General features: G+C 68.7%; 15 protein-coding genes. 4 read left to right on the top strand and 11 right to left on the bottom strand.

From position 1 onward, the window contains the following. The first annotated feature begins 118 nt into the window (after positions 1-118). The gene (locus ABC319_RS02325) at positions 119-262 is read left to right on the top strand and encodes a hypothetical protein (RefSeq protein WP_413068684.1); all 144 of its coding nucleotides are present in this window, start codon (positions 119-121) and stop codon (positions 260-262) included. A gap of 61 nt (positions 263-323) precedes the next feature. Here the strand turns inward: ABC319_RS02325 and trxA are convergent, their stop codons facing one another. From trxA to ABC319_RS02280, 9 genes are all read right to left on the bottom strand, one after another. After that, the gene (gene trxA / locus ABC319_RS02320; RefSeq protein WP_413068683.1) at positions 324-644 is read right to left on the bottom strand and encodes a thioredoxin TrxA; all 321 of its coding nucleotides are present in this window, start codon (positions 642-644) and stop codon (positions 324-326) included. 61 nt (positions 645-705) lie between these two features. Further along, positions 706-4119 (bottom strand): double-strand break repair helicase AddA, encoded by a 3414-nt coding sequence (gene addA / locus ABC319_RS02315; RefSeq protein WP_413068682.1) that lies wholly within the window; start codon positions 4117-4119, stop codon positions 706-708. Beyond that, positions 4103-7033 carry a PD-(D/E)XK nuclease family protein gene (locus ABC319_RS02310; protein ID WP_413068681.1) on the bottom strand — a complete coding sequence of 977 codons (2931 nt, stop codon included), beginning with the start codon at positions 7031-7033 and terminating at the stop codon, positions 4103-4105. Before ABC319_RS02310 ends, addA begins: the two co-directional genes overlap by 17 nt. Continuing rightward, positions 7026-7781, bottom strand: coding sequence for a nucleotidyltransferase family protein (locus ABC319_RS02305; protein ID WP_413068680.1), 756 nt, complete (start codon positions 7779-7781; stop codon positions 7026-7028). Before ABC319_RS02305 ends, ABC319_RS02310 begins: the two co-directional genes overlap by 8 nt. Next, the gene (locus tag ABC319_RS02300) at positions 7778-8755 is read right to left on the bottom strand and encodes an aminoglycoside phosphotransferase family protein (RefSeq protein WP_413071589.1); all 978 of its coding nucleotides are present in this window, start codon (positions 8753-8755) and stop codon (positions 7778-7780) included. Before ABC319_RS02300 ends, ABC319_RS02305 begins: the two co-directional genes overlap by 4 nt. Beyond that, positions 8752-9192 (bottom strand): tRNA (adenosine(37)-N6)-threonylcarbamoyltransferase complex ATPase subunit type 1 TsaE, encoded by a 441-nt coding sequence (gene tsaE / locus ABC319_RS02295; RefSeq protein ID WP_413071588.1) that lies wholly within the window; start codon positions 9190-9192, stop codon positions 8752-8754. The genes ABC319_RS02300 and tsaE overlap by 4 nt, the downstream gene beginning before the upstream one ends. After that, positions 9192-11531, bottom strand: coding sequence for a sensor histidine kinase (locus ABC319_RS02290; RefSeq protein WP_413068679.1), 2340 nt, complete (start codon positions 11529-11531; stop codon positions 9192-9194). The genes tsaE and ABC319_RS02290 overlap by 1 nt, the downstream gene beginning before the upstream one ends. Before the next feature lie 134 nt (positions 11532-11665). Next, a complete protein-coding gene (gene ahcY / locus ABC319_RS02285) occupies positions 11666-13087 on the bottom strand; it encodes an adenosylhomocysteinase (protein WP_413068678.1) in 1422 nt (473 codons plus the stop codon). Positions 13088-13174: 87 nt separating this feature from the next. Then, positions 13175-13747: a YqgE/AlgH family protein gene (locus ABC319_RS02280; protein ID WP_413071587.1), complete on the bottom strand. Its 573-nt coding sequence runs from the start codon at positions 13745-13747 to the stop codon at positions 13175-13177. Positions 13748-13840: 93 nt separating this feature from the next. Here ABC319_RS02280 and ABC319_RS02275 point away from each other — a divergent pair, with 93 nt between their 5' ends. The 3 genes from ABC319_RS02275 (at position 13841) to ABC319_RS02265 (ending at position 16399) form a co-directional block, all read left to right on the top strand. Beyond that, complete coding sequence (locus ABC319_RS02275; RefSeq protein ID WP_413068677.1) at positions 13841-14320, top strand: peroxiredoxin; 480 nt, start codon at positions 13841-13843, stop codon at positions 14318-14320. Positions 14321-14398: 78 nt separating this feature from the next. Continuing rightward, entirely contained in the window at positions 14399-15850 is a 1452-nt protein-coding gene (locus ABC319_RS02270; RefSeq protein ID WP_413068676.1) for an AMP nucleosidase, read from the top strand. A 69-nt stretch (positions 15851-15919) separates the two neighbouring features. Continuing rightward, positions 15920-16399: a hypothetical protein gene (locus ABC319_RS02265; protein ID WP_413068675.1), complete on the top strand. Its 480-nt coding sequence runs from the start codon at positions 15920-15922 to the stop codon at positions 16397-16399. Positions 16400-16444: 45 nt separating this feature from the next. Here the strand turns inward: ABC319_RS02265 and ABC319_RS02260 are convergent, their stop codons facing one another. Beyond that, complete coding sequence (locus ABC319_RS02260; protein ID WP_413068674.1) at positions 16445-18268, bottom strand: M2 family metallopeptidase; 1824 nt, start codon at positions 18266-18268, stop codon at positions 16445-16447. A gap of 53 nt (positions 18269-18321) precedes the next feature. Beyond that, the gene (locus tag ABC319_RS02255; RefSeq protein WP_413068673.1) at positions 18322-19080 is read right to left on the bottom strand and encodes an alpha/beta fold hydrolase; all 759 of its coding nucleotides are present in this window, start codon (positions 19078-19080) and stop codon (positions 18322-18324) included. Between the last annotated feature and the right edge of the window lie 43 nt (positions 19081-19123).

Raw genomic sequence — 19123 nt, 5'->3', positions numbered from 1 at the left:
ACCCATCCACCTGGCGATCCGTGCATGCCATCTTGCTCTTGGCTGCCATCATGCTATCGTTTGCAACGCCGGGACTCCCGGAAAACGAGGGCCCGGCTCCTGATGGAGAGGATGGGTCATGCCGATCGTCAAACATGATGTAAAACATGCCGGCAGTGACTGGCTGTTCGGGATCGGTCTGGTCGCAGCGGTGCTGCTGCTGGTATGGCTGGCGCAACTCGTGGCCACTGGTCTGATCTATCTTGGCGAGATGCTGATGTAGGCAATCTCGACCGTGCCCGGCACGGGTGACGGCCGCCGCATCGGCGACGGCCGCCAGTTCCTCAAAGCGCGCCTTCCAGCCACGCCTTGATCCGGCCCTTGGGTTCGGCACCAACCTTCGTTGCCGCCGGGGCGCCGCCCTTGAACAGGATCATCGTCGGAATGCCACGTACCCCGTAACGGCCCGGCGCGTCCGGATTGTCGTCGATGTTCAGCTTGGCGATGGTCACCTGCTCACCCAGTTCGTCCGAGATTTCCTCCAGCGACGGCCCGATCATCTTGCAGGGCCCGCACCACTCCGCCCAGAAATCGACGAGCACGGGTTTGTCGGCGTTCAGGACGTCGGCCTCGAAGCTCGCGTCGGTGATCTGCTTGGTTGCCATGAAGTGTCTCCTTGAATGGCGCATCTAGGGTGGAGGGACGCCAGGCTCAACACACGGGGAATCAGCTTTGCTCCGCCGCCGGATAGCCGGGCTTGTGACGGGCAAGATCGTCGGGCGTCAACGTCATCAGCACGGGGCCCGCCGTATACAGCAGCGACGCTTCGATCGGCCGGTCGGGGAAGATTACCGACAGCGCGGCCGCGTACCCCGCCATCTGGCGCAGATGATAGTCGGGGGGCACGTCCGGTACGCGCCGGCCCGTCTTGAAATCCACGATCCTGATCGTGTCACCGATCAACAGGCGATCGACCTTGCCGGCGATCACCGTGCCATCGCCGAGGGTCGCGGCGATCGGCGCCTCGGCCAAAGCGTCGTCTCCGAACAGCGCCGCATGCGCCGGGTCGTCGATCACCGCCAGCGCCGCGGCGATGATGGCGGCTCGCGCCCCTGCATCGGCGATGCCGCCCGCCTGTCGCAGCCAGCGGTCCGCAGCGACGGTACGATCCTGCGGCGGTACCGGTGGCAACCGCTCGAACAGGGCGTGGAGCAGGCGACCGCGCTCCGCCGCCGCGCGCATCGCCGCATCGGGTGGTGGATCGGCGACCAGATCGTCGCCCAATGTGGACGGGGCAAGCGGGCGGCTCGGTCGCGGTTCGTCAGGGGCCGCGGTGCGCACCCACGCTGGCAACGGCGCGGGTACGTCGCCAACCTTGGCCGCGATGTCGCGCATACGGGCGATGGGCACGCCCTCCTCATAGTGGCGGACGCCCTCGCCCGCCGGCACCCCCAACGACGTCATCGCCTGGTCAGCCGCCGCGTACCAGCTGGCTGCCGGCGCCACACCCCGCGCCTTGGGTCCCAGCGCACCTGCCACGACGAGCCGCTCTTCCGCACGCGTCGCCGCGACGTAGAACAGTCGCCAATGCTCCTCGAGTTCGCGCGCCTCCGCCTCCGCCTTTACCCGATCGAGTGGCCCGCCGCGCTCGTCGCTACGCGGCGCGAACACCGGTATCTTGGCTGCTCCTTCCTCGGGTGCCCACCGCAGCACCGATCGCGGGCTGAGCGTCGGGTCGACGCACGCATCGGCCAGGATGACCAGCGGAGCCTGCAATCCCTTCGCTCCATGCGCGGTCATCACGCGTACGGCGTCGAGCGGCGCCGAAGGATCGCGAACGATCTCGACATCGCCCCGGTCGAACCAGTCGAGGAAACGCTGAAGCGACGGTGTCGTCCCGCTTTCGAACGTCAGCGCCGCACCGACCAGCTCGTCGATCGGATCGCGCGCCTCCGCTCCCAGCCGCTCCAGCAGGCGGTGCCGGCCACCCAGCGGCCCCGACAGGATCTCCTCCAGGAGTTGATACGGCGTCGTGAAGTCCGCGCGGTTAAGCAGGGCATAGAGCGGCGCGAGCCGTTCCGCCGGCTGGGTCTCGGTCAGGTGCCGCCACAGGCTTCCGCCATCGCGGGGAGCGGCCTGCATCAGCTCGTCCTGCGACCATCCAATCAATGGCGACACCAGCAGGCTGGCCAGAGACAGGTCGTCCTGCGGCTGCAGCACGAAACGGATCGCCGCCAGCAGGTCCTGCACCGCCAGCGGCGCGTTCAGACGAAGCCGGTCGACCCCCGCTACCGGCACCTTCTCCGCATAGAGGCGCGCGACCACCAGCGAGGCGAGGTCACCCCGCCGCTTGACCAAGATCATCACGTCCTCGGGCCGCAGCACGCGCCCCTTCGATCCCAGCAGCAGCGGCTCCTCGTACAGCCAACGCCGCACCTGCCGCGCGATGTCACCCGCCAGCCGCCGGACCGAATCGGTGATCCAGCCCTCTTCCTCGTCGCCGTCGCTGCCTGCGACGACCGGCGGCCACAGCGTGATGCTGCCCGGCCCGGCCACTTCGCTGGCGTGCGTCTCGATCGCACCGATCGCACCCAGTCCGGGCTCCGGCACCGCCGCCACCGCCTCGTCGACAAAGCGCAGGATCGCCCGGGTCGAGCGGAAACTATGGGTCAGCGACAGGCGACGGAACGGCAGCCCGCGCTCGTGTTCCGGCCAGTCTTCGGATCCCTCGGCCAGTGCCGCCTTGTCCCTGAACCGGCCCTCGGCCCAGGCGAAGTTCAGCGGGCTGGTGCCCTGGAACCCGAAGATCGCCTGCTTCCAGTCGCCGACAGTGAACAGCGTCCGCGTGCCCGGCGCATGGATGCCGCGCCCCACGAAGAACTCCTCCGCCAGCGCATCGACGATCCGCCACTGGTCCAGGTTGGTATCCTGCGCCTCGTCGATCAGGACGTGCTCGGTCGCCCGGTCCAGCTTGAAGCGCACCCACTCGCCGATACCCGGCTGGCCGAGCAGATCGACGGTCAACCGGATCAGGTCGTCGAAATCCACACCTCCGACCCGGCGCTTGGCCAGCTGGTACGCGCGGGCATAATCTCGGCCCACCTCCAGCGCGGCGGCGAGCAGGTCAGCATATCCGATGCGCGCCACCTGAGCCAACAGCGCGGCGATATGATCGTAGCAGAAGGTGGCGGCGCTGGCGTAATCGGGGTCGTTGGGCGCTTGTCCCTTGCCGAAAGAGCGAACATCGCCGTCTGCCTTCGCCCATACCGTATGGAGCGCCGCCAGCCCCGCCGCGCGCCCGGCAGCGTCGGCGGCGAGCCATGCGGCGACCGCATCGGCGCGAGAATGGCCGTTCTTGGTCGCCCATTGGCGATTGGCGGACAGGATGCCGCGTAGACAATCCTCGTCCAGCGCCTCGCACCCCTCCGCAATCAGCGTCGCGGCATCGCCGGTGGGCAGCTCCAGTGCCCGGCGCAGCCACGGCCCGATCCCGGACGGCAGTGCCTCCAGCGCGGGAAGCGCCTTCGCACAGGCGTGCAGGAACGACTCCGCGCCACCCTCACCCAACCGCAGCGACAACGCGCCGATCGTGTCGACCGGCCGCGAGCGCCCCTCCCGCTCGGCATCCGCCAGCATCGTCGCCAGTGCCTCACGCGCCAGAACCGCTTCTTCGCGCGCTTCCAGCGGCCTGAAACCCGGCGCGAGATCGGCCTCGACCGGGAAGGCGGCGAGCAGCGACTGGCAGAAGCCATGGATGGTCTGAATGCGCAGCCCGCCGCCCGGCGCGTCCAGCACCTTGGCGAACAGCGTCCGTGCCGCCGCCTGCTGCGTCGGCGTCCCGTCCTCGCCCAGTGCCTGGAGATCGGCAGCGAGTTCGGTCGCGGGCATCCTGACCCATGCTGCCAGCCGCGCGGCGACACGTTGCGCCATCTCCGCCGCCCCGGCCTTGGTGAAGGTCAGGCACAGGATCGCGGCGGGATCGGTACCGCGCATCAACAACCGGAACACGCGTGCGGCGAGGACCTGCGTCTTGCCGGTACCGGCGCTCGCCGCCAGCCAGACATGCGCGGTGGGGTCGCTGGCGTCGCGCTGGTCGCCCTTCAGCGGCGGCAGGCGGCGAAGTTCACCGATCACGGCCATACCATTCGTCGCGGCGCATCAGCTGGTCGTACTCGGCATAGGGCGCGTATTCCGGCACCAGCTTGGCGACGAAGGGCTCGTCCCCGGTCAGCCAGCGGCCCGCGACCTCGGAAAAGTTGCTCGCCGCGATGGCGGTGAAGCGATCGGTGACGATGCGGTCGCGCTTGCCCTCGGGGTCGCAGGGGCTTTCCAGATATCCGATGCCGTCCCGCCCCCGGGCCATCGACCAGTATTCGAAGGCGCCGGCCCTGCCGCGAACGCCGTCGAAGCCGCCGCGCTCGGCGATCAGGCCCAGCAGGCCCAGCTGCAAGCTGAATCCCTCGCGCACCGCTGCGGCCGACGGCGGCTTGCCGGTCTTGTAATCGATGATGGCGACATCGCCGTCGGCCAGCCGGTCGATCCGGTCGTATCGACCCGACAGCGTCACACCGGCGATCGCGATCTCGCCGCGTCCTTCTGCCGACAGCACGGTGCGGCCGCCCGCAGCCTGTTCGGTGATCGTCGCCGCGATCCAGTCGATCGCCTCGCGCAGTCGCGGCTGCCACAGCGCACGAAGCAGCGGATGGATCTGCGCCTCCTTCAGCATGCGTACCGCGCGATCGTGAAGCCGGTCCGGTCCGCAGCCATCCTCCTTCCACCAGGCCTCCAGTATCGCGTGGACGGCGGTGCCCCGCCAGGCCGCGGTCGGATCGGCATCGACCGGGTCGAGCGGCGACAGGCCGAGCACCCGGCGCGCGTAGAAGGCATAGGGGTCGGCCTTCAGCCGGTCGACCTCGGTGACCGATATCACCCGCGGACGCAGCCCGGCGGGCGGTATCGGCGCGGGTCGGTCGGCGGGTTTGTGCGCCGCCGCCGCATCGATCCGGCGGGTCCAGTCCTCCAGCGCATAATCCCGATCGAACCGGTCCCCGGCCATCGCTTGCAACCTCAACCACAGGCGCGAGGCGAGCGCGGGTGCCGATGCATCCCGCCGCGCGCGGGTGATCAGCACGCGCGGCGCACCCAATCCTTGCGCGAAATCATGCGCCGCGATGCCGATCCGGCGCTCCAGTCCGGTCAGCCCCAGCGTCGCGCGGATGCGCGGCGCCAGCCATGGATCGGGCGCCGGTGTTCCCGGCCAGGTGCCTTCGTTCAGCCCGGCCAGGACCATCAGGTCCGCCGACTGCAACCGCGCCTCGATCAGGCCGTATATCGCCAGCCGCGGATGGCCGACCCCCGGCGGCTGGCGAACCGGCACCTCGTCCAGCAGCGTCCGCAACAGGGCTGGCAGTTCGCGCGGATCGATCGTCGCTGGGCCCACTGGCGCCTCCGTTTCCAGTGCCTCGATGAAGTCGGCGGCCGCCCGGCCGTTCGGACCGGTCCACAGCGCATCGCCGCACAGCGTCATCGCGGCTTCGCGAAGACATGCGAGCATCTCGCCCAGCGGCTGCGGTCCGGAGTCGAAGGTGCGTCCGACCGGCTCCAGCAAATCGAGCACCTCCGTGGCCCAGAACGCCTCGGCCCGCCCTTTCAGCGCGCTGCCGATGCCACCCAGTCCCGCCGGCGGCCGCGGACCACGAAGGCTCCGGTCCAGCGCGCGCACGCCGTCCAGCCATGGCAGGCGTCGCTCGCCGTTCCGCACCAGCGGATGCTTGAGAAGGGCAAGAAGCGGCAGCGGTGCGAACCGCTGCGCCGCTGCCTCTGCCAGCGCCAGCAGCAGCGTGCCGGGGGGCAGCACGGCCAGCGGCTGTCCGGCGGTATCGACCACGTCGATATTCCAGCGGCGGCAATGGGCGACGACGCGCCGCGCCAGCGCGCGGTCGGGCGTCACCAGCGCCGCGGTACGGCCTTGCTCCTCCAGCGCACCACGCAGCGCCAGCGCGATCGCCTGCGCCTCTTCCGCCGGTGTCGCGAGTTCGATGGCCGTTACCCCGGTCAGGCGGCGGTCGATGGCCGCCAGGTCGGTCCACTTGCCCGTGAAGTCGGCCGGGGCCAGCGCGTTGGCGATCGCACGACCACGGACCGCATCGGCATCGGCCCCCTCGCCACCGCCCCGCCACCGCGCCACCTCGTTCCGCGCGATGCCCATGCGATCGAGCAGGAGCTTCAGGTGGAATTGCGGATGCGTCTCGATCGGCCGGCCGGTGCCGTCCGGGTTCGGGCCCAGCGTGTCCCACTCCTCCTGCGGCATCTCCAGGTCCATGCCCGCCAGCACCACCTGCCCGTCCGGCATCTCGGCGATACAGCGCAGCAGTCGGGCGATGGCGGGGGCCGGATCGGTAACGCCGGCCGCGCAGACGAACCCCGATGGCGGCGATCGGCGCCATCGATCGCGCAACTGACCCAGCAGCACGGATCGCCGGTCCACCGCATCGATCCGTCCGAGCCGCGCCAGTTCCGCCGGCCATCGATCGAGCACCAGCGAGAAGATCGAGAGCGCGCGCTGCCAATGCTCGGTCAATTCCGGGCCGAGATCCAGGTCGGCCAGCCGCGACGGCGCCACTTCCTCGACCAGCAGCTGGTCCAGCGTCCGCGCCAGATCGCCGGCCAGCCGCACGGCTTCGGACGCGGGAATGGCCTGCCCCGCCCGGGCACGCTCTTCCGTCACCAGCCGCGCCAGGATCATGCGTCGCGCATAGGGGGCGATGGCCGGCGGCGGCGGTTCGGCCGCATCCGCCACGTCGATCGCGGCGCCCACCGCCTCGTCCAGCTCCGGATCGCCCAGCGCCACCAGCCGCGGCAGGATCAGCCCGGCCCCGCTCGCCCGTACGAATGCGTCGGTCACCGCCCTGACCGCACGGTTGGTCGGCAGCAGGATCAATCCCCGCGCCAGCGTCGTCTGGTCGCGCCCGCGCATCAGCCCCGCCACGAGCGAATCGGCGAACGCGCGATGGGCCGGGATCGTATAGAGCCGGGGCCGCCCCGAATCAGCCATCCAGCAGCATCGCCTCGGTCCGGGTCACCGCCGCCGGCGTGCCGATCTCGAACCACAATCCCTGATGGACCTGCCCATAGGCACGGCCGACCGCGATCGCGCGATCCCAGAACAGGTTGGTCGAGAACGGTCCTTCCGGCGCATCGACGATGATCCGCGGATCGATGATCTGCACGCCGATATAGGCGAACGGCGCGACCGTTCCCGGCCGACGGCGCCCGACAATCCGGCCATCGGCGCCCAGCCGGAAATCGCCCATCCCGCCCAGATTGTTGGCCCGCGCGAACGGCACCATCAGCAGCAGCACGTCCATCGTCGCCGCGTCCCACCGCGCCGCCAGCAGCTTGATCGCATCGACCGGCCCGTCGATCCACAGGCTGTCGCCGTTCACGACCAGCACCGGTTCGTCGCCGAGCAGCGGCCGCGCCTTGGCCAGCCCCCCGCCCGTCTCCAGCAGCCGGTCGCGCTCGTCGGACACGATCACCTCCATGTCCGGATAGCGGCGGCGCAGATGCGCCTCCAGGCTGTCCGCGAGATAATGGACGTTCACGATCACCCGCTCGATGCCGGCCGCACGCAATCGGTCGAAGACATGGTCGATCAGCGGCTTGCCGGCGACCTCGACCAGCGGTTTGGGCCGGGTGATGGTCAAGGGCCGCATGCGCTTGCCCAGCCCCGCCGCCATCACCATCGCGGTCCGCGGCACGGCGCAGCCCGGATCGGGGCGCAGGAGCAGCTGGCGCGTCATGAACGCTCGCCTGCGATAGCGAGCGGATCGCCGCGCATCGCCGCGGGCACGTTCTCGTCGAACCAGCGGGCAACGGGGGCGAGCACCGGCTGGGCGAGATCATGCTCCAGATACCGCCATACTCGCGGGCAGAGCGCGGGGTAACGCGGCTTGTCGTCACGGCGCCACAGGCGGGTGAATATCCCCAAAATCTTCGCGTTCCGCTGCGCGCCGAGCACGTGATACGCCGCCAGGAAATCGTCGCCCGCCCCGGTCGCGGCCATGTAACGCTCCAGCATCGTCGTCTCCAGTGCCGGGTCGACGTCGCGGCGCGCATCCTGGAGAAGCGAGACCAGGTCATAGGCCGGATGCCCGGCCAGCGCGTCCTGGAAATCGAGCAACCCCAGCCGGCGATCATCGCCCACCAGCATCAGGTTCTCGGCATGATAGTCGCGCAGCACCGTCACTGGCTCGGGCGCCAGCGCTAGGTCGAACACCCCATCCCACGCCGCGTGATAGCCATCGACATCGGCATCGATGCCGATCGCGGGACAATACCACTCGACGAACAAGCCCGCCTCGCGCCGGAGCACCGCGCGGTCGTAGGGATGGAGCGCACCGGCAGGATGCCTGGCGAGATCGACCAGCAGATCCACCGCGCGCGCATACAGCGCCTGCTCCTCGTCGCCACCCGCATCGACCGTCTCGCGAAACCGGACGTCACCCAGATCGCTGAGCAGCACCAGCCCCTGCGTCTCGTCCAGCCCGACGATCGCCGGTGCCAGAAAGCCCTTGTCCGCCAGCCAGCGCGCCATCGTGACGAAGGGGCGCGGGTCCTCGTGCGGGGGCGGCGCATCCATCAGCACGGCGGTGCGATCGCCGTCCACGATCCGGAAATAGCGGCGGAACGAAGCGTCTCCGGCCAGCGGCAGCACGGTCGCGCCACCCCAGCCGTTCGCAGCGAGAAAGGCGCCGGCCCCAGCCGGCGGCGTCATATCGGCCATCGGTCCGTCCATGCCGCCGGCACCGTCGCTGTCAAGCAGCGTACGCCATCCGGTGCGACCGACAGGGTGATCATGAGGGCATCTGGCCAATATCCTGCGCCGGCCCGTTCCGGCCATTCGACCAGCAGCACCGCGTCATCCCGTTGCTCTTCCAGGCCGAGTTCCTCGATCTCGTCCGGATCGTCGATACGATACAGATCGACATGGACGACCGGCAGGGTCACCTCCGGCGGTGCATAGGGCTGGACAATCGCGAAGCTGGGGCTCGGTGCCTCGCCGGCAAGTCCCAGGGCGGCGAGCATGCCCCGGGCGATACTCGTCTTGCCCGCCCCCAACGGCCCGGTCAGCGTCACCACGTCACCCGCTCTCACCACGCCCGCCAGGCGCGTGCCGAAGGCGGCGGTCGCCGCCGCATCCGCCAGCGTCATCATCGCCGCGGCAGGTCGACGGTAACGAGCGTGCCCTGCCCCGGCTCGGATACCAGACCGATCGTGCCGCCATGCGCCTCGACGAACTGCCGGGCGAGCGGCAGGCCGGTGCCCAGCGCACGTTCGCCGCCCGGCTGCAATTGCGGCTCGGCGAAGCGGTCGAACGCCCGCGCCGTGCTCTCCTGATCCAGACCGGGTCCATCGTCGGACACGATGATCTTGGCCCGCGTCGCGCTACCCTCGGCATGGAGGAGCAGGCGCCCGCCAGGAGGGAGCGAGGCCAGCGCGTGCCGCAACAGGTGCTCGATCACTTCGCGCAGCCGCCGCGCATCGCCCTGCACGCGGCCGGTCGACCGACCCAGTTCGACCGCGAAATCGATGCGATGGCGCCGGATCGTCGGCTGCACCGCCGATGCCGCCTCGCGCGCGACCATGGCGAGATCGACATCGGTCCGCTCCAGCCCCTCGCCACCCTGGGTCAGGTCGAGCACATCGTCGATCAGCAGTCCCAGCCGCTCGACCGAATCGAGAATAGCCTCGACATAGCTCTGCGCCTGTTCAGGCAATTCGCCGGCATAGCCGCCATGCAGCATCTCCGCGAAACCTCCGATTGAGGTCAGCGGCGTCTTCAGTTCGTAGCTCATGTTGGCGACGAACTGCGTCTTCAGCTTGTCCGCCTCCTCCAGCACGTCGGCACGCTCGCGCAGCGCCTGTTCCGCGCGCCGACTGTCGGTGATGTCCAGCATCGTGAACAGGGCATTCCCGTCAGGGAGCGGTACCGCCGCGAATTCGAAATGACGTCCATCGTTCAGCGCTACGCGCCCCCCACGTTGCTGTCGCTCGATCGTCGCGGCGCGGACGAGATCGGGGATCAGCGCCGCACGGCCGGGTGTCACCAGCTTGCCCGCGATCTCCGCGGCGAATGCGTCGACCCGCGGGTGTCCGGCCAGGAATGTCTCGTCGACGTTCCACACCGCCCGGAACCGGTTGTTCCACAACTGCAGCCGTCCATCGGCCGCGAACACGCCCAGCGCCTCGAACAGATTGTCGAACGTCGCGGTACGGACGCGCAGCAGCGTATCGCGGGCGCTCGCCAGCTGCACCTGTTCGGTGCGATCCTCGAAGATCAGCAGCAGCCCGCCGTCCGGCAGCGACTGGGCGACGACGCGCAGGTGCGTACCACCCGGCAGGTGCCAGCTCTCCTCCGTCGCCCCTTCGGCACCGACGAACCACTGTCGCCGCTCGGCCTTCCAGCCGGGAAAGTCGCGAACTTCGGGCAGGCGGTTCGCCTCCCGCATGCGCTCCAGTACGCGGTCGAACTCCATGCCCTCCGCCAGCCATTCCGGCCGCATCGCGAACAGGCGGCTGAACGGCTGGTTGCTGAACACCAGCGTCCGGTCCGCCCCGAACTGCGCCACCCCGGCCGACAGCCGGTCGAGCATGCCGCGCTGCGCCTCCGCGAAGCGCTTGGCGCCGCTGCGGGCCTGTTCCAGATCCTCGATATCGACCGCGAAGCCGGCGACGCTGCCGGTCGACAGCGGCACGTCGATCACGCGCAGCATACGGCGGGCGCCGCTGATCGTGGCGGGCAGCACCTGCTCGATCGGCTGGGCCTTCTCCCGCGCGGTCATCGCCCCCGCCAGCGGCCCGCCGCGATCGAAGCCGTCGATCAGCTCCAGCCCGCGTGCGACGACCTCGTCCGCGTCATGCCCATCGACCGCATCGACATAGGCGGCGTTGACCATCCGCAACCGCAGGTCGGGGCCGCGATACCACATCGGCAGCGGCGCCGCCTCGATCAGTCCGGTCAGGGCGTCATAGGCGTCGCCGAGCCGCGCGACCTCGTGCGCCAGACGATCGAGTTCGTCGCGGCTGTCGGTGACGTCGAATACCCAGATGATGACGGCACCGCGCGGCTCGTCATCGCCGCGTGCCCCCGCCAGCATCAGCGCGCGCGACGATCCCTGTGGCCGCACGACGCGGTTGAACGGCCGGCCGGCACGGTGGGCAGTGTCGACATCGTGGCCGATCAGGGCGGCATCGTCGGCGGTCAGCCCGAGGTCGCCGGCCGACAGGTCGCCGATCGCCGCTGCCGGCGCGCCCAGCCCGAACCAGTCCGCTAGCCCCTCCGCCATGTCGAGCCGACCGTCGCTGCGCGCCAGCATCGCTGCCGCCGGGCTCGCGCGCAGCAACGCATGCAGCCGCGCATTGTCGCGCGCGGTCGCCCTGGCCTCGCCACGTGCCCGCAGCCCCAGGTACAAGGTCAACGCACCTAGCAGCACCAGCACCAGCAGGACCGCGCCCACTGCGGCGGCCACGCCTGTCCCCAGCACCATCATGGCGTCATCATCAGGATGGGATCCGGTGCGGTGGAGCGGCGTTCATCGGCATACCCTAACGCACCTGCACGCATGCAAAAAGGCCCGGCGCGACGGCCGGGCCTTTCGGTCGATCGAGCGCCGTGGCGCGCGGATCAATAACGATAATGATCGGGCTTGAACGGTCCCTCGACCGGCACGCCGATATAATCGGCCTGCTTCTTGGTCAGCTGCGACAGCTTCACGCCCAGCTTTTCCAGATGCAGCGCCGCTACCTTCTCGTCGAGGTGCTTGGGCAGGACATAGACCTGGTTCTGGTACTGGTCCGCCTTGGTCCACAGCTCGATCTGCGCCAGCGTCTGGTTGGTGAAGCTGGCCGACATCACGAACGACGGGTGGCCGGTCGCGCAGCCCAGGTTCACCAGCCGGCCCTTGGCCAGCACGATGATCTGCTTGCCGTCCGGGAACTCGACCAGATCGGTGCCGGGCTTAACCTCGGTCCACTTGTAGTTCGACATGGCGGCGATCTGGATCTCGCTGTCGAAATGGCCGATGTTGCAGACGATCGCCATCGGCTTCATCGCCTTCATGTGATCGGCGGTGATCACATCGGCGTTGCCGGTCGCCGTCACGAAGATGTCCGCGCGCTTCACCGCCTCGTCCATCGTCACGACCTCGAAGCCTTCCATCGCCGCCTGCAATGCGCAGATCGGATCGATCTCGGTCACCAGCACGCGGGCGCCGCCGTTGCGCAGGCTCTGGGCCGAACCCTTGCCGACGTCACCGAAGCCCGCCACCGCGGCGACCTTGCCGGCCAGCATCACGTCCGTGGCGCGGCGGATCGCGTCGACCAGCGACTCCTTGCAGCCGTACAGGTTGTCGAACTTCGACTTGGTCACCGAGTCGTTGACGTTGATCGCGGGGAACGGCAGCTCGCCCTTCTTCGCGATCTCGTACAGGCGGTGGACGCCCGTCGTCGTCTCTTCCGACACGCCCTTCAGGTTCTTGACCGTCTCGGTCAGGTAACCCGGGTACTTGGCGATGAACGCCTTTACCGAACGCTGGAACTCGACTTCCTCTTCGTTCTCGGGCTCGGCGAAGGTCGCGCCGGCCTCCAGCTTGGCGCCCCACAGCGCGAACATGGTCGCATCGCCGCCGTCGTCCAGGATGATGTTCGCGGTATCGCCGGTGGTGCCCGCACCCCAGTTGAAGATGTCACCGACATAATCCCAATAATCGGCCAGCGTCTCGCCCTTCACGGCGAACACCGGGATGCCGGCGGCCGCGATCGCGGCGGCGGCATGGTCCTGGGTCGAGAAGATGTTGCACGTCGCCCAGCGCACGTCGGCGCCCAGCGCGACCAGCGTCTCGATCAGCACGGCGGTCTGGATCGTCATGTGCAGCGAACCGGTGATCCGCGCGCCCTTCAGCGGCTGCGCGGCGCCGAACTCGTCGCGCAGGGCCATCAGGCCGGGCATCTCGGTCTCGGCGATGCGGATCTCGGCGCGGCCGAAATCGGCCAGCGCGATGTCCTTGATGACGTAGTCGTTATTCTGGACTGCGACGGCGGTAGCCATGGCGGGTCTCCCGGAAGGTTAGGCAATGCCCGTGCGCCTAGCCGCAGAAGCCGCCGGGATCAAATATAAAGATATCTTTATATCTCGTCAGGCGGTGCCCGATCCCGCGACGAGCAGGCGCGGATCGATCCCCGCCGCCCGATACGCACGGTCCCAGCGATCCGCAGCGTCGGCTTCCCACAGCACCGCGGTGTCCCCCGTCACGGTCAGCCATCCGGGCGTCGCCAGCTCGCCCTCGAGCTGCCCGCCGGACCAGCCGGCATATCCCAGCGCCACCACCCATTGTCTGGGGCCGACCCCTTCCGCGATGGCGCGCAGCACGTCGATCGTCCCCGACAGCGCCCATCGGCCGGCGACGTCGATCGTGTCCTGTCCCGCCCATTCGCGGCTGTGCACCACGAACCCGCGCCGCATTTCCACCGGCCCGCCGAAATGCACCGGCGCATCGGGTGCCGTGCCGGGATCGATGTCGAATTGCTCCAGCAGGCTGTGGAAACCGATGCCGCCGATCGTCGCACCCAGTCCGATGCCGATCGCACCCTGCTCGTCATGCGCGCACATCGCGATGACGGCGTGCGAGAAACGGGGGTCGCCCATGCCCGGCATCGCGAGCAGGAACTGACCGGTGAGGAAGGGGTTTGCCGACACGCCGCAGAACATAGGCACGCACCCCGCCCGCTGCCATGCCCCGACGGCCACTTGAACCATCGCTGCGGTCGGGCGACAGAGGGCGCGATAACAGGAGATTCGAAGATGACGATCAGTGTCGGCGACCGGCTTCCGTCCGCCACCCTCGTGAAGGTCACGGCCGACGGGCCCGACCAGATCGACACCGACACCTTCTTCGCCGGCCGCACCGTCGCGCTGTTCGCGGTGCCGGGCGCCTACACGCCGACCTGCTCCGCCCGCCACCTGCCCGGTTTCGTCCAGCAGGCAGAGGCGCTGAAGGCGAAAGGCGTCGACGTGATCGCGTGTACCGCCGTCAACGACGCCTTCGTGATGGGCGCCTGGGCGAAGAGCAGCGAGGCCGATGGCGTGACGATGCTCGCCGACGGCAACGGCGATTTCGCCGCGGCGCTGGGCCTGACGATGGACGGATCGAAGTTCGTCATGGGCACCCGCAGCCAGCGCTACGCGATGCTGGTCGAGGACGGCGTGGTAAAGCAGCTCCACGTCGAAGCGCCCGGCGAGTTCAAGGTCAGCTCTGCCGAGCATCTCCTTCAGGAGATGTGACGGCCGCGATCCGGACACGCCACCGACTCCGGTGGCGGTCGTCTTGCCAGCGTCATCCGCTTTGCGTAACCCTGCGCGATGACAACCGCATCCGATATCGTCGCCGAGCTAAACCGTCTCTACACCGCGTCGGTCGACCGGCTTCAGGCCGCGCTGACCGCCTATCTGGCCGATGGTACCACGCCCGATCCGCAGGCGCGAAAGGACGGTGCGTTCGCCTATCCCGAGATCCATTTGCGCTTCTCGGGTGAGCCGGGCTCGCCGGCTCCGATGCGCTCGTTCGGGCGGCTGGTGTCGCCCGGCGAGTACCGGATCAGCGTCACGAAGCCGGCGATCTTCGCCGATTACCTGATCGAGCAGCTCGACCTGCTGATCGAGGATTACGACGTCACCGTCACCGCGGTACCGGGGCGGCAGGAAATCCCGTTTCCCTATGTCCTCGATCCCGGCCACGCGATGAGCCTGGACCAGGTCTCCGCGGCCGAGCTGGCCCGATGGTTTCCCGCCACCGAACTGGCGTTCATCGGCGACGAGATCGCCGATGGCCTGTGGATCACCGCCGATGGCACCCGCCCGCTCGCGCTGTTCGACGGGCTGCGCACCGACTTCAGCCTAGCGCGTCTGCGCCATTATATGGGCACGCCGGCCGAACATGTGCAGCGCTTCGTGCTGTTCACCAACTATCACCGCTATGTCGACGAGTTCGTCCGCTGGGCCGCGTCGCAGCTCGGCCCGCGCGAGGACGGCAGCGCCAGCCGCTTCACCGCGCTGTCGGGCGCGGGGAATGTGATGATCCGCTCGTCGGCGGATGTCGACCAGATCGTCAACGACAGCGCCTGGAGGCGGCACCAGATGCCCGCCTATCACCTGATGGCCGACGACGGCACCGGCATCACGCTGGTCAACATCGGCGTGGGGCCGTCCAACGCCAAGACGATCTGCGACCATCTGGCGGTGTTGCGGCCGGAGGCGTGGTTGATGATCGGCCATTGCGGCGGGCTGCGGCCGTCGCAGCGGATCGGCGACTATGTCCTGGCCCATGCCTATCTGCGCGACGATCACGTGCTCGACGACGTGCTGCCGCCCGAGATCCCGGTCCCCGCCATCGCCGAGGTTCAAGTGGCGTTGGCACGTGCGGCCGAGATCGTGTCGGGCCAGACCGGCGACGAGCTGAAGCGCCGCCTGCGCACCGGTACGATCGTCACCACCGACGACCGCAACTGGGAGCTTCGCTACTCGAAATCGGCGTTGCGTTTTTCGCTCAGCCGCGCGGTCGGCATCGACATGGAATCGGCCACGATCGCGGCGCAGGGTTATCGCTTTCGCGTTCCCTACGGCACGCTGCTGTGCGTGTCGGACAAGCCGCTGCATGGCGAGCTGAAGCTGCCCGGTCAGGCGAACCGCTTCTACGAACGCGCGATCAGCGAGCATATGCGGATCGGCATCGAGGCGTGCGAGCAGCTGCGACTGGAGGGTGAGGCGCTGCACAGCCGCAAGCTGCGGGCTTTCAACGAACCCCCGTTCCGCTGATTCGCAACCAACAAGTGACGGTCGCGTTACGACCCCGGAACCATTTCGATTGTAAACGGGGAACGGATCATGGCCGATAACGAAACGCCGACACCGACGACGTCCGACACGCCTGCCAAGGCGCCACGTCGCCGCCGCGCCACGACGCCGGCCAAGGCCGCTGCGGCCAAGCGCACGCCGCGCGCCAAGGCCGCGACCACGGAAGAGGCCGCGACCCCCAAGACCAAGGCGGCCAAGGCACCGCCGAAGCCGCGCTCGACCAAGCGCACCGCCGCCAAGACGACGCCGGCCCGTTCGGCCACCACCCGGACCAGGGCGGCGGCGAAGTCGGCGACCGACAAGGTCGGTGGCAAGTGGGGAGCAGCGGCGATCGCCGGCGGTCTCGCCGCCGCCGGTGCCGCGGCCGCTGCGCTGCTGACGCTGCGCGGATCGTCGGCCAAGCCGTCCGATCCCGCGGTTCCCGCGAGCAAGGCGCACCAGCCAGACGGCACGGATTCGTCCAAGTCGTTCGAGGCGAAAATCGCCGACGAGAATACCATCCCGGGCTGAGCCGGCATTGCAGGGGGCGTCTGATCGCCCCCTGCATGCAGTGCCTCACCAGCCCTGCGGCTTGCCCTTGTTCTGCTTGTCCAGCCACGCCTTCAACGGCGCGAAATAGGCGATCATCGCCTTGCCCGACATCTCGCGGCTACCGGTGAAGACCTGCAGCGCGTCCGGCCACGGCTTCGACGCGCCCATTTCCAGCATGGCGTTCAGACGCTGCCCGACCTCCTTGTTGTCGTAGAACGAGCAACGGTGCAGCGGCCCCTTCCACCCGGCCTGCTTGCATGCCGCCTGGTAGAACTGGAACTGCAACACGCGCGCCAGGAAGTAGCGGGTATAGGGCACGCCGGCCGGGACGTGATATTTCGCGCCCATGTCGAACTTGGTCTCGTCACGCGCGACCGGCGGCTTGATACCCTGGTATTGCAGACGCAGCGCATCCCAGCCCGCCTGGTAATTGGCCGGCGCGATCTGGCCGGAGAAGACCTGCCACCGCCACTTGTCGATCAGCAGCCCGAACGGCAGGAACGCCACCTTGTCCATCGCCTGGCGCAGCAGCAACCCGACATCCTTGTCCGCGCCCGGCACCTTGCTCTTGTCGAGCAGGCCGATGTTGACGAGATAATCGGGTGTGATCGACAGCGCGATGGTGTCGCCGATCGCTTCGTGGAAACCGTCGTTGGCGCCGTTCTTGTACAGGAACGGCTGCGCCTTGTACGCGCGCTGGTAATAGTTGTGGCCGAGTTCGTGGTGGATGGTGGTGAAATCGTCGCCATTCACCTTGGTGCACATCTTGATGCGGATGTCGTCCGCATTGTCGAGGTCCCAGGCGGATGCGTGGCAGATCACCTCCCGGTCCGCCGGCTTCACGATCTGCGACCGTTGCCAGAACGTCTCGGGCAACGGCGCGAAGCCCAGCGACGAGTAGAAGGTCTCGCCCTGCTTCACCATCTTGACCGCGTCATACTGCTTGGCGGTCAGCAGGTCGCCGACGTCGAAACCCAGGTCGCCGGCACCGGCGGGTGCGACGATGTCGTAGATGTTGCCCCATTCCTGCGCCCACATATTGCCCAGCAGGTCGGAACGGATCGGCCCGGTCTTCGGCTGGACCGCATCGCCATACTTCTCGTTCAGCTTCCACCGGACATAGGTGTGGAGCGCCAGGTACAGCGGCTTCACCTCGCCCCAGATCTTGTCGGTCAGCTGCGCGAACTGCTCGGGCGGCATGTCGTACCCGGACCGCCACATCGCGCCGGTATCCGGATAGCCCAGCCCCTTCGCACCCTCGTTGGCCAGCACCGTCATGCGCTGGTAATCGGCACGCATCGGTGCGCCGACATTGTCGTGCCAGCTGGTCCACATCTCCTGCAGCTTGGCGGGATCGCGCGTCGTGCCCATCGCCGCCTCGATGTCCGATCCGTTGATCGGCTTGCCGTCCAGCGTGCCGCGGCCCTTGCCGTACATCGACGACATCTTGGTGGTCAGCGTCGCCAGCTGGTCCGCCGCGCCCGGCCGATCGGCGGCGGGCAGCACGATGCCGCCGCGCAACAGGTCCAGCTTGCGCTTCGTATCGGGCGACAGGCCCGGCAGCGTGGCGAACCGCGCCGCACCGTTCGCCAGCTTCACCTGCAGCTCGGTCACGCGCGCATTGTCGGCCGCGGCCAGCGCATCGGTATCGTCGGTGATGTAGGTGGCGTTCACCCAGTTGATCTGGTTGTTGGGCAGCGACACGGTCGCCAGCTGCTTCTCGGCATCGGCGACGAAGGCATCGGCCTCCGCGGTGGTCGGGGCGGCGGCGCCCTGTTGCGCGGGCGCGGCGGCGGTCAGGCTGAGCGCGCACGCGAGCGCGGCAATGGAGATGGCGGAACGGATCATTCTTACCTCGGATTGCAGGATAGGTCAGGAATGCGCGCCTGACCGGTATCAGGTCAAGCCGCCAGGAACGCCGCGATCGCCTGTCCCAGCTCGGGCTTCACCACCGAACTCATATGCCCGCCCGGGATCTCGACATAGCGGCCATCGGGCAGCGCCTCGGCCAGCTCCGGTGCGGAGCCGTTGTCCTGGTCCTCTACCCCAGCCACCACCAGCACCGGCTGCGCGATCGCCCGCACCGCGTCGATCGGGGTGTCGACGAAGGTGTCGAGCACGCCGCGCAGCGCGACCGGATCGCCCCCGGTCGTCTTCAGGAACGCCGCCGCCAGCCACTCGGGCGTCCCGCGCGCATGATGGTCCAGATTGTCGAGGATGTTGCGGAAATGATCGACCCGTCGGCCGGTATGGGTCAGCCCCTCCAGCCCCATGCCGGCGAACACCACCCGCCGCGGCTCGGCCCCCGTCGCGATCATCCGCGACGTCGTGCGCGCGCCCAGCGAATAGCCGCCCAGGTCGTATTCCCCCAATCCCAGATGCTCGACCAGCGCATGCCCGTCGCGCGTCAGCGCGTCGCGGCTGTACGCGGCCGCATCGTGCGGCCGGTCGCTGTCGCCGTGCCCGCGCAGGTCGGGCATGATGACGCGAAAGCCCCCCTCCGCGATCGCCGCCGCATGGCCGTACCGGATCCAGTTGGTCCAGGCGTCGGAGAAATAGCCATGGATCAGGACGACCGGTCGCCCCTCGCCGACCTCGCGCCAGGCGAGGCGGGTGCCATCGAACGAGGTCAGGAACTGCGGATCGGGAGCGGTGGTCATGACCGCGCGCTGTAGCCGCTGATCGGCCGCAGGCGAAGTGCCG

Origin of the sequence: Sphingomonas phoenicis, assembly GCF_047238005.1 — a bacterium.
GTDB lineage: Bacteria > Pseudomonadota > Alphaproteobacteria > Sphingomonadales > Sphingomonadaceae > Sphingomonas.
This window is presented reverse-complemented; position numbering and strand designations above follow the sequence as displayed.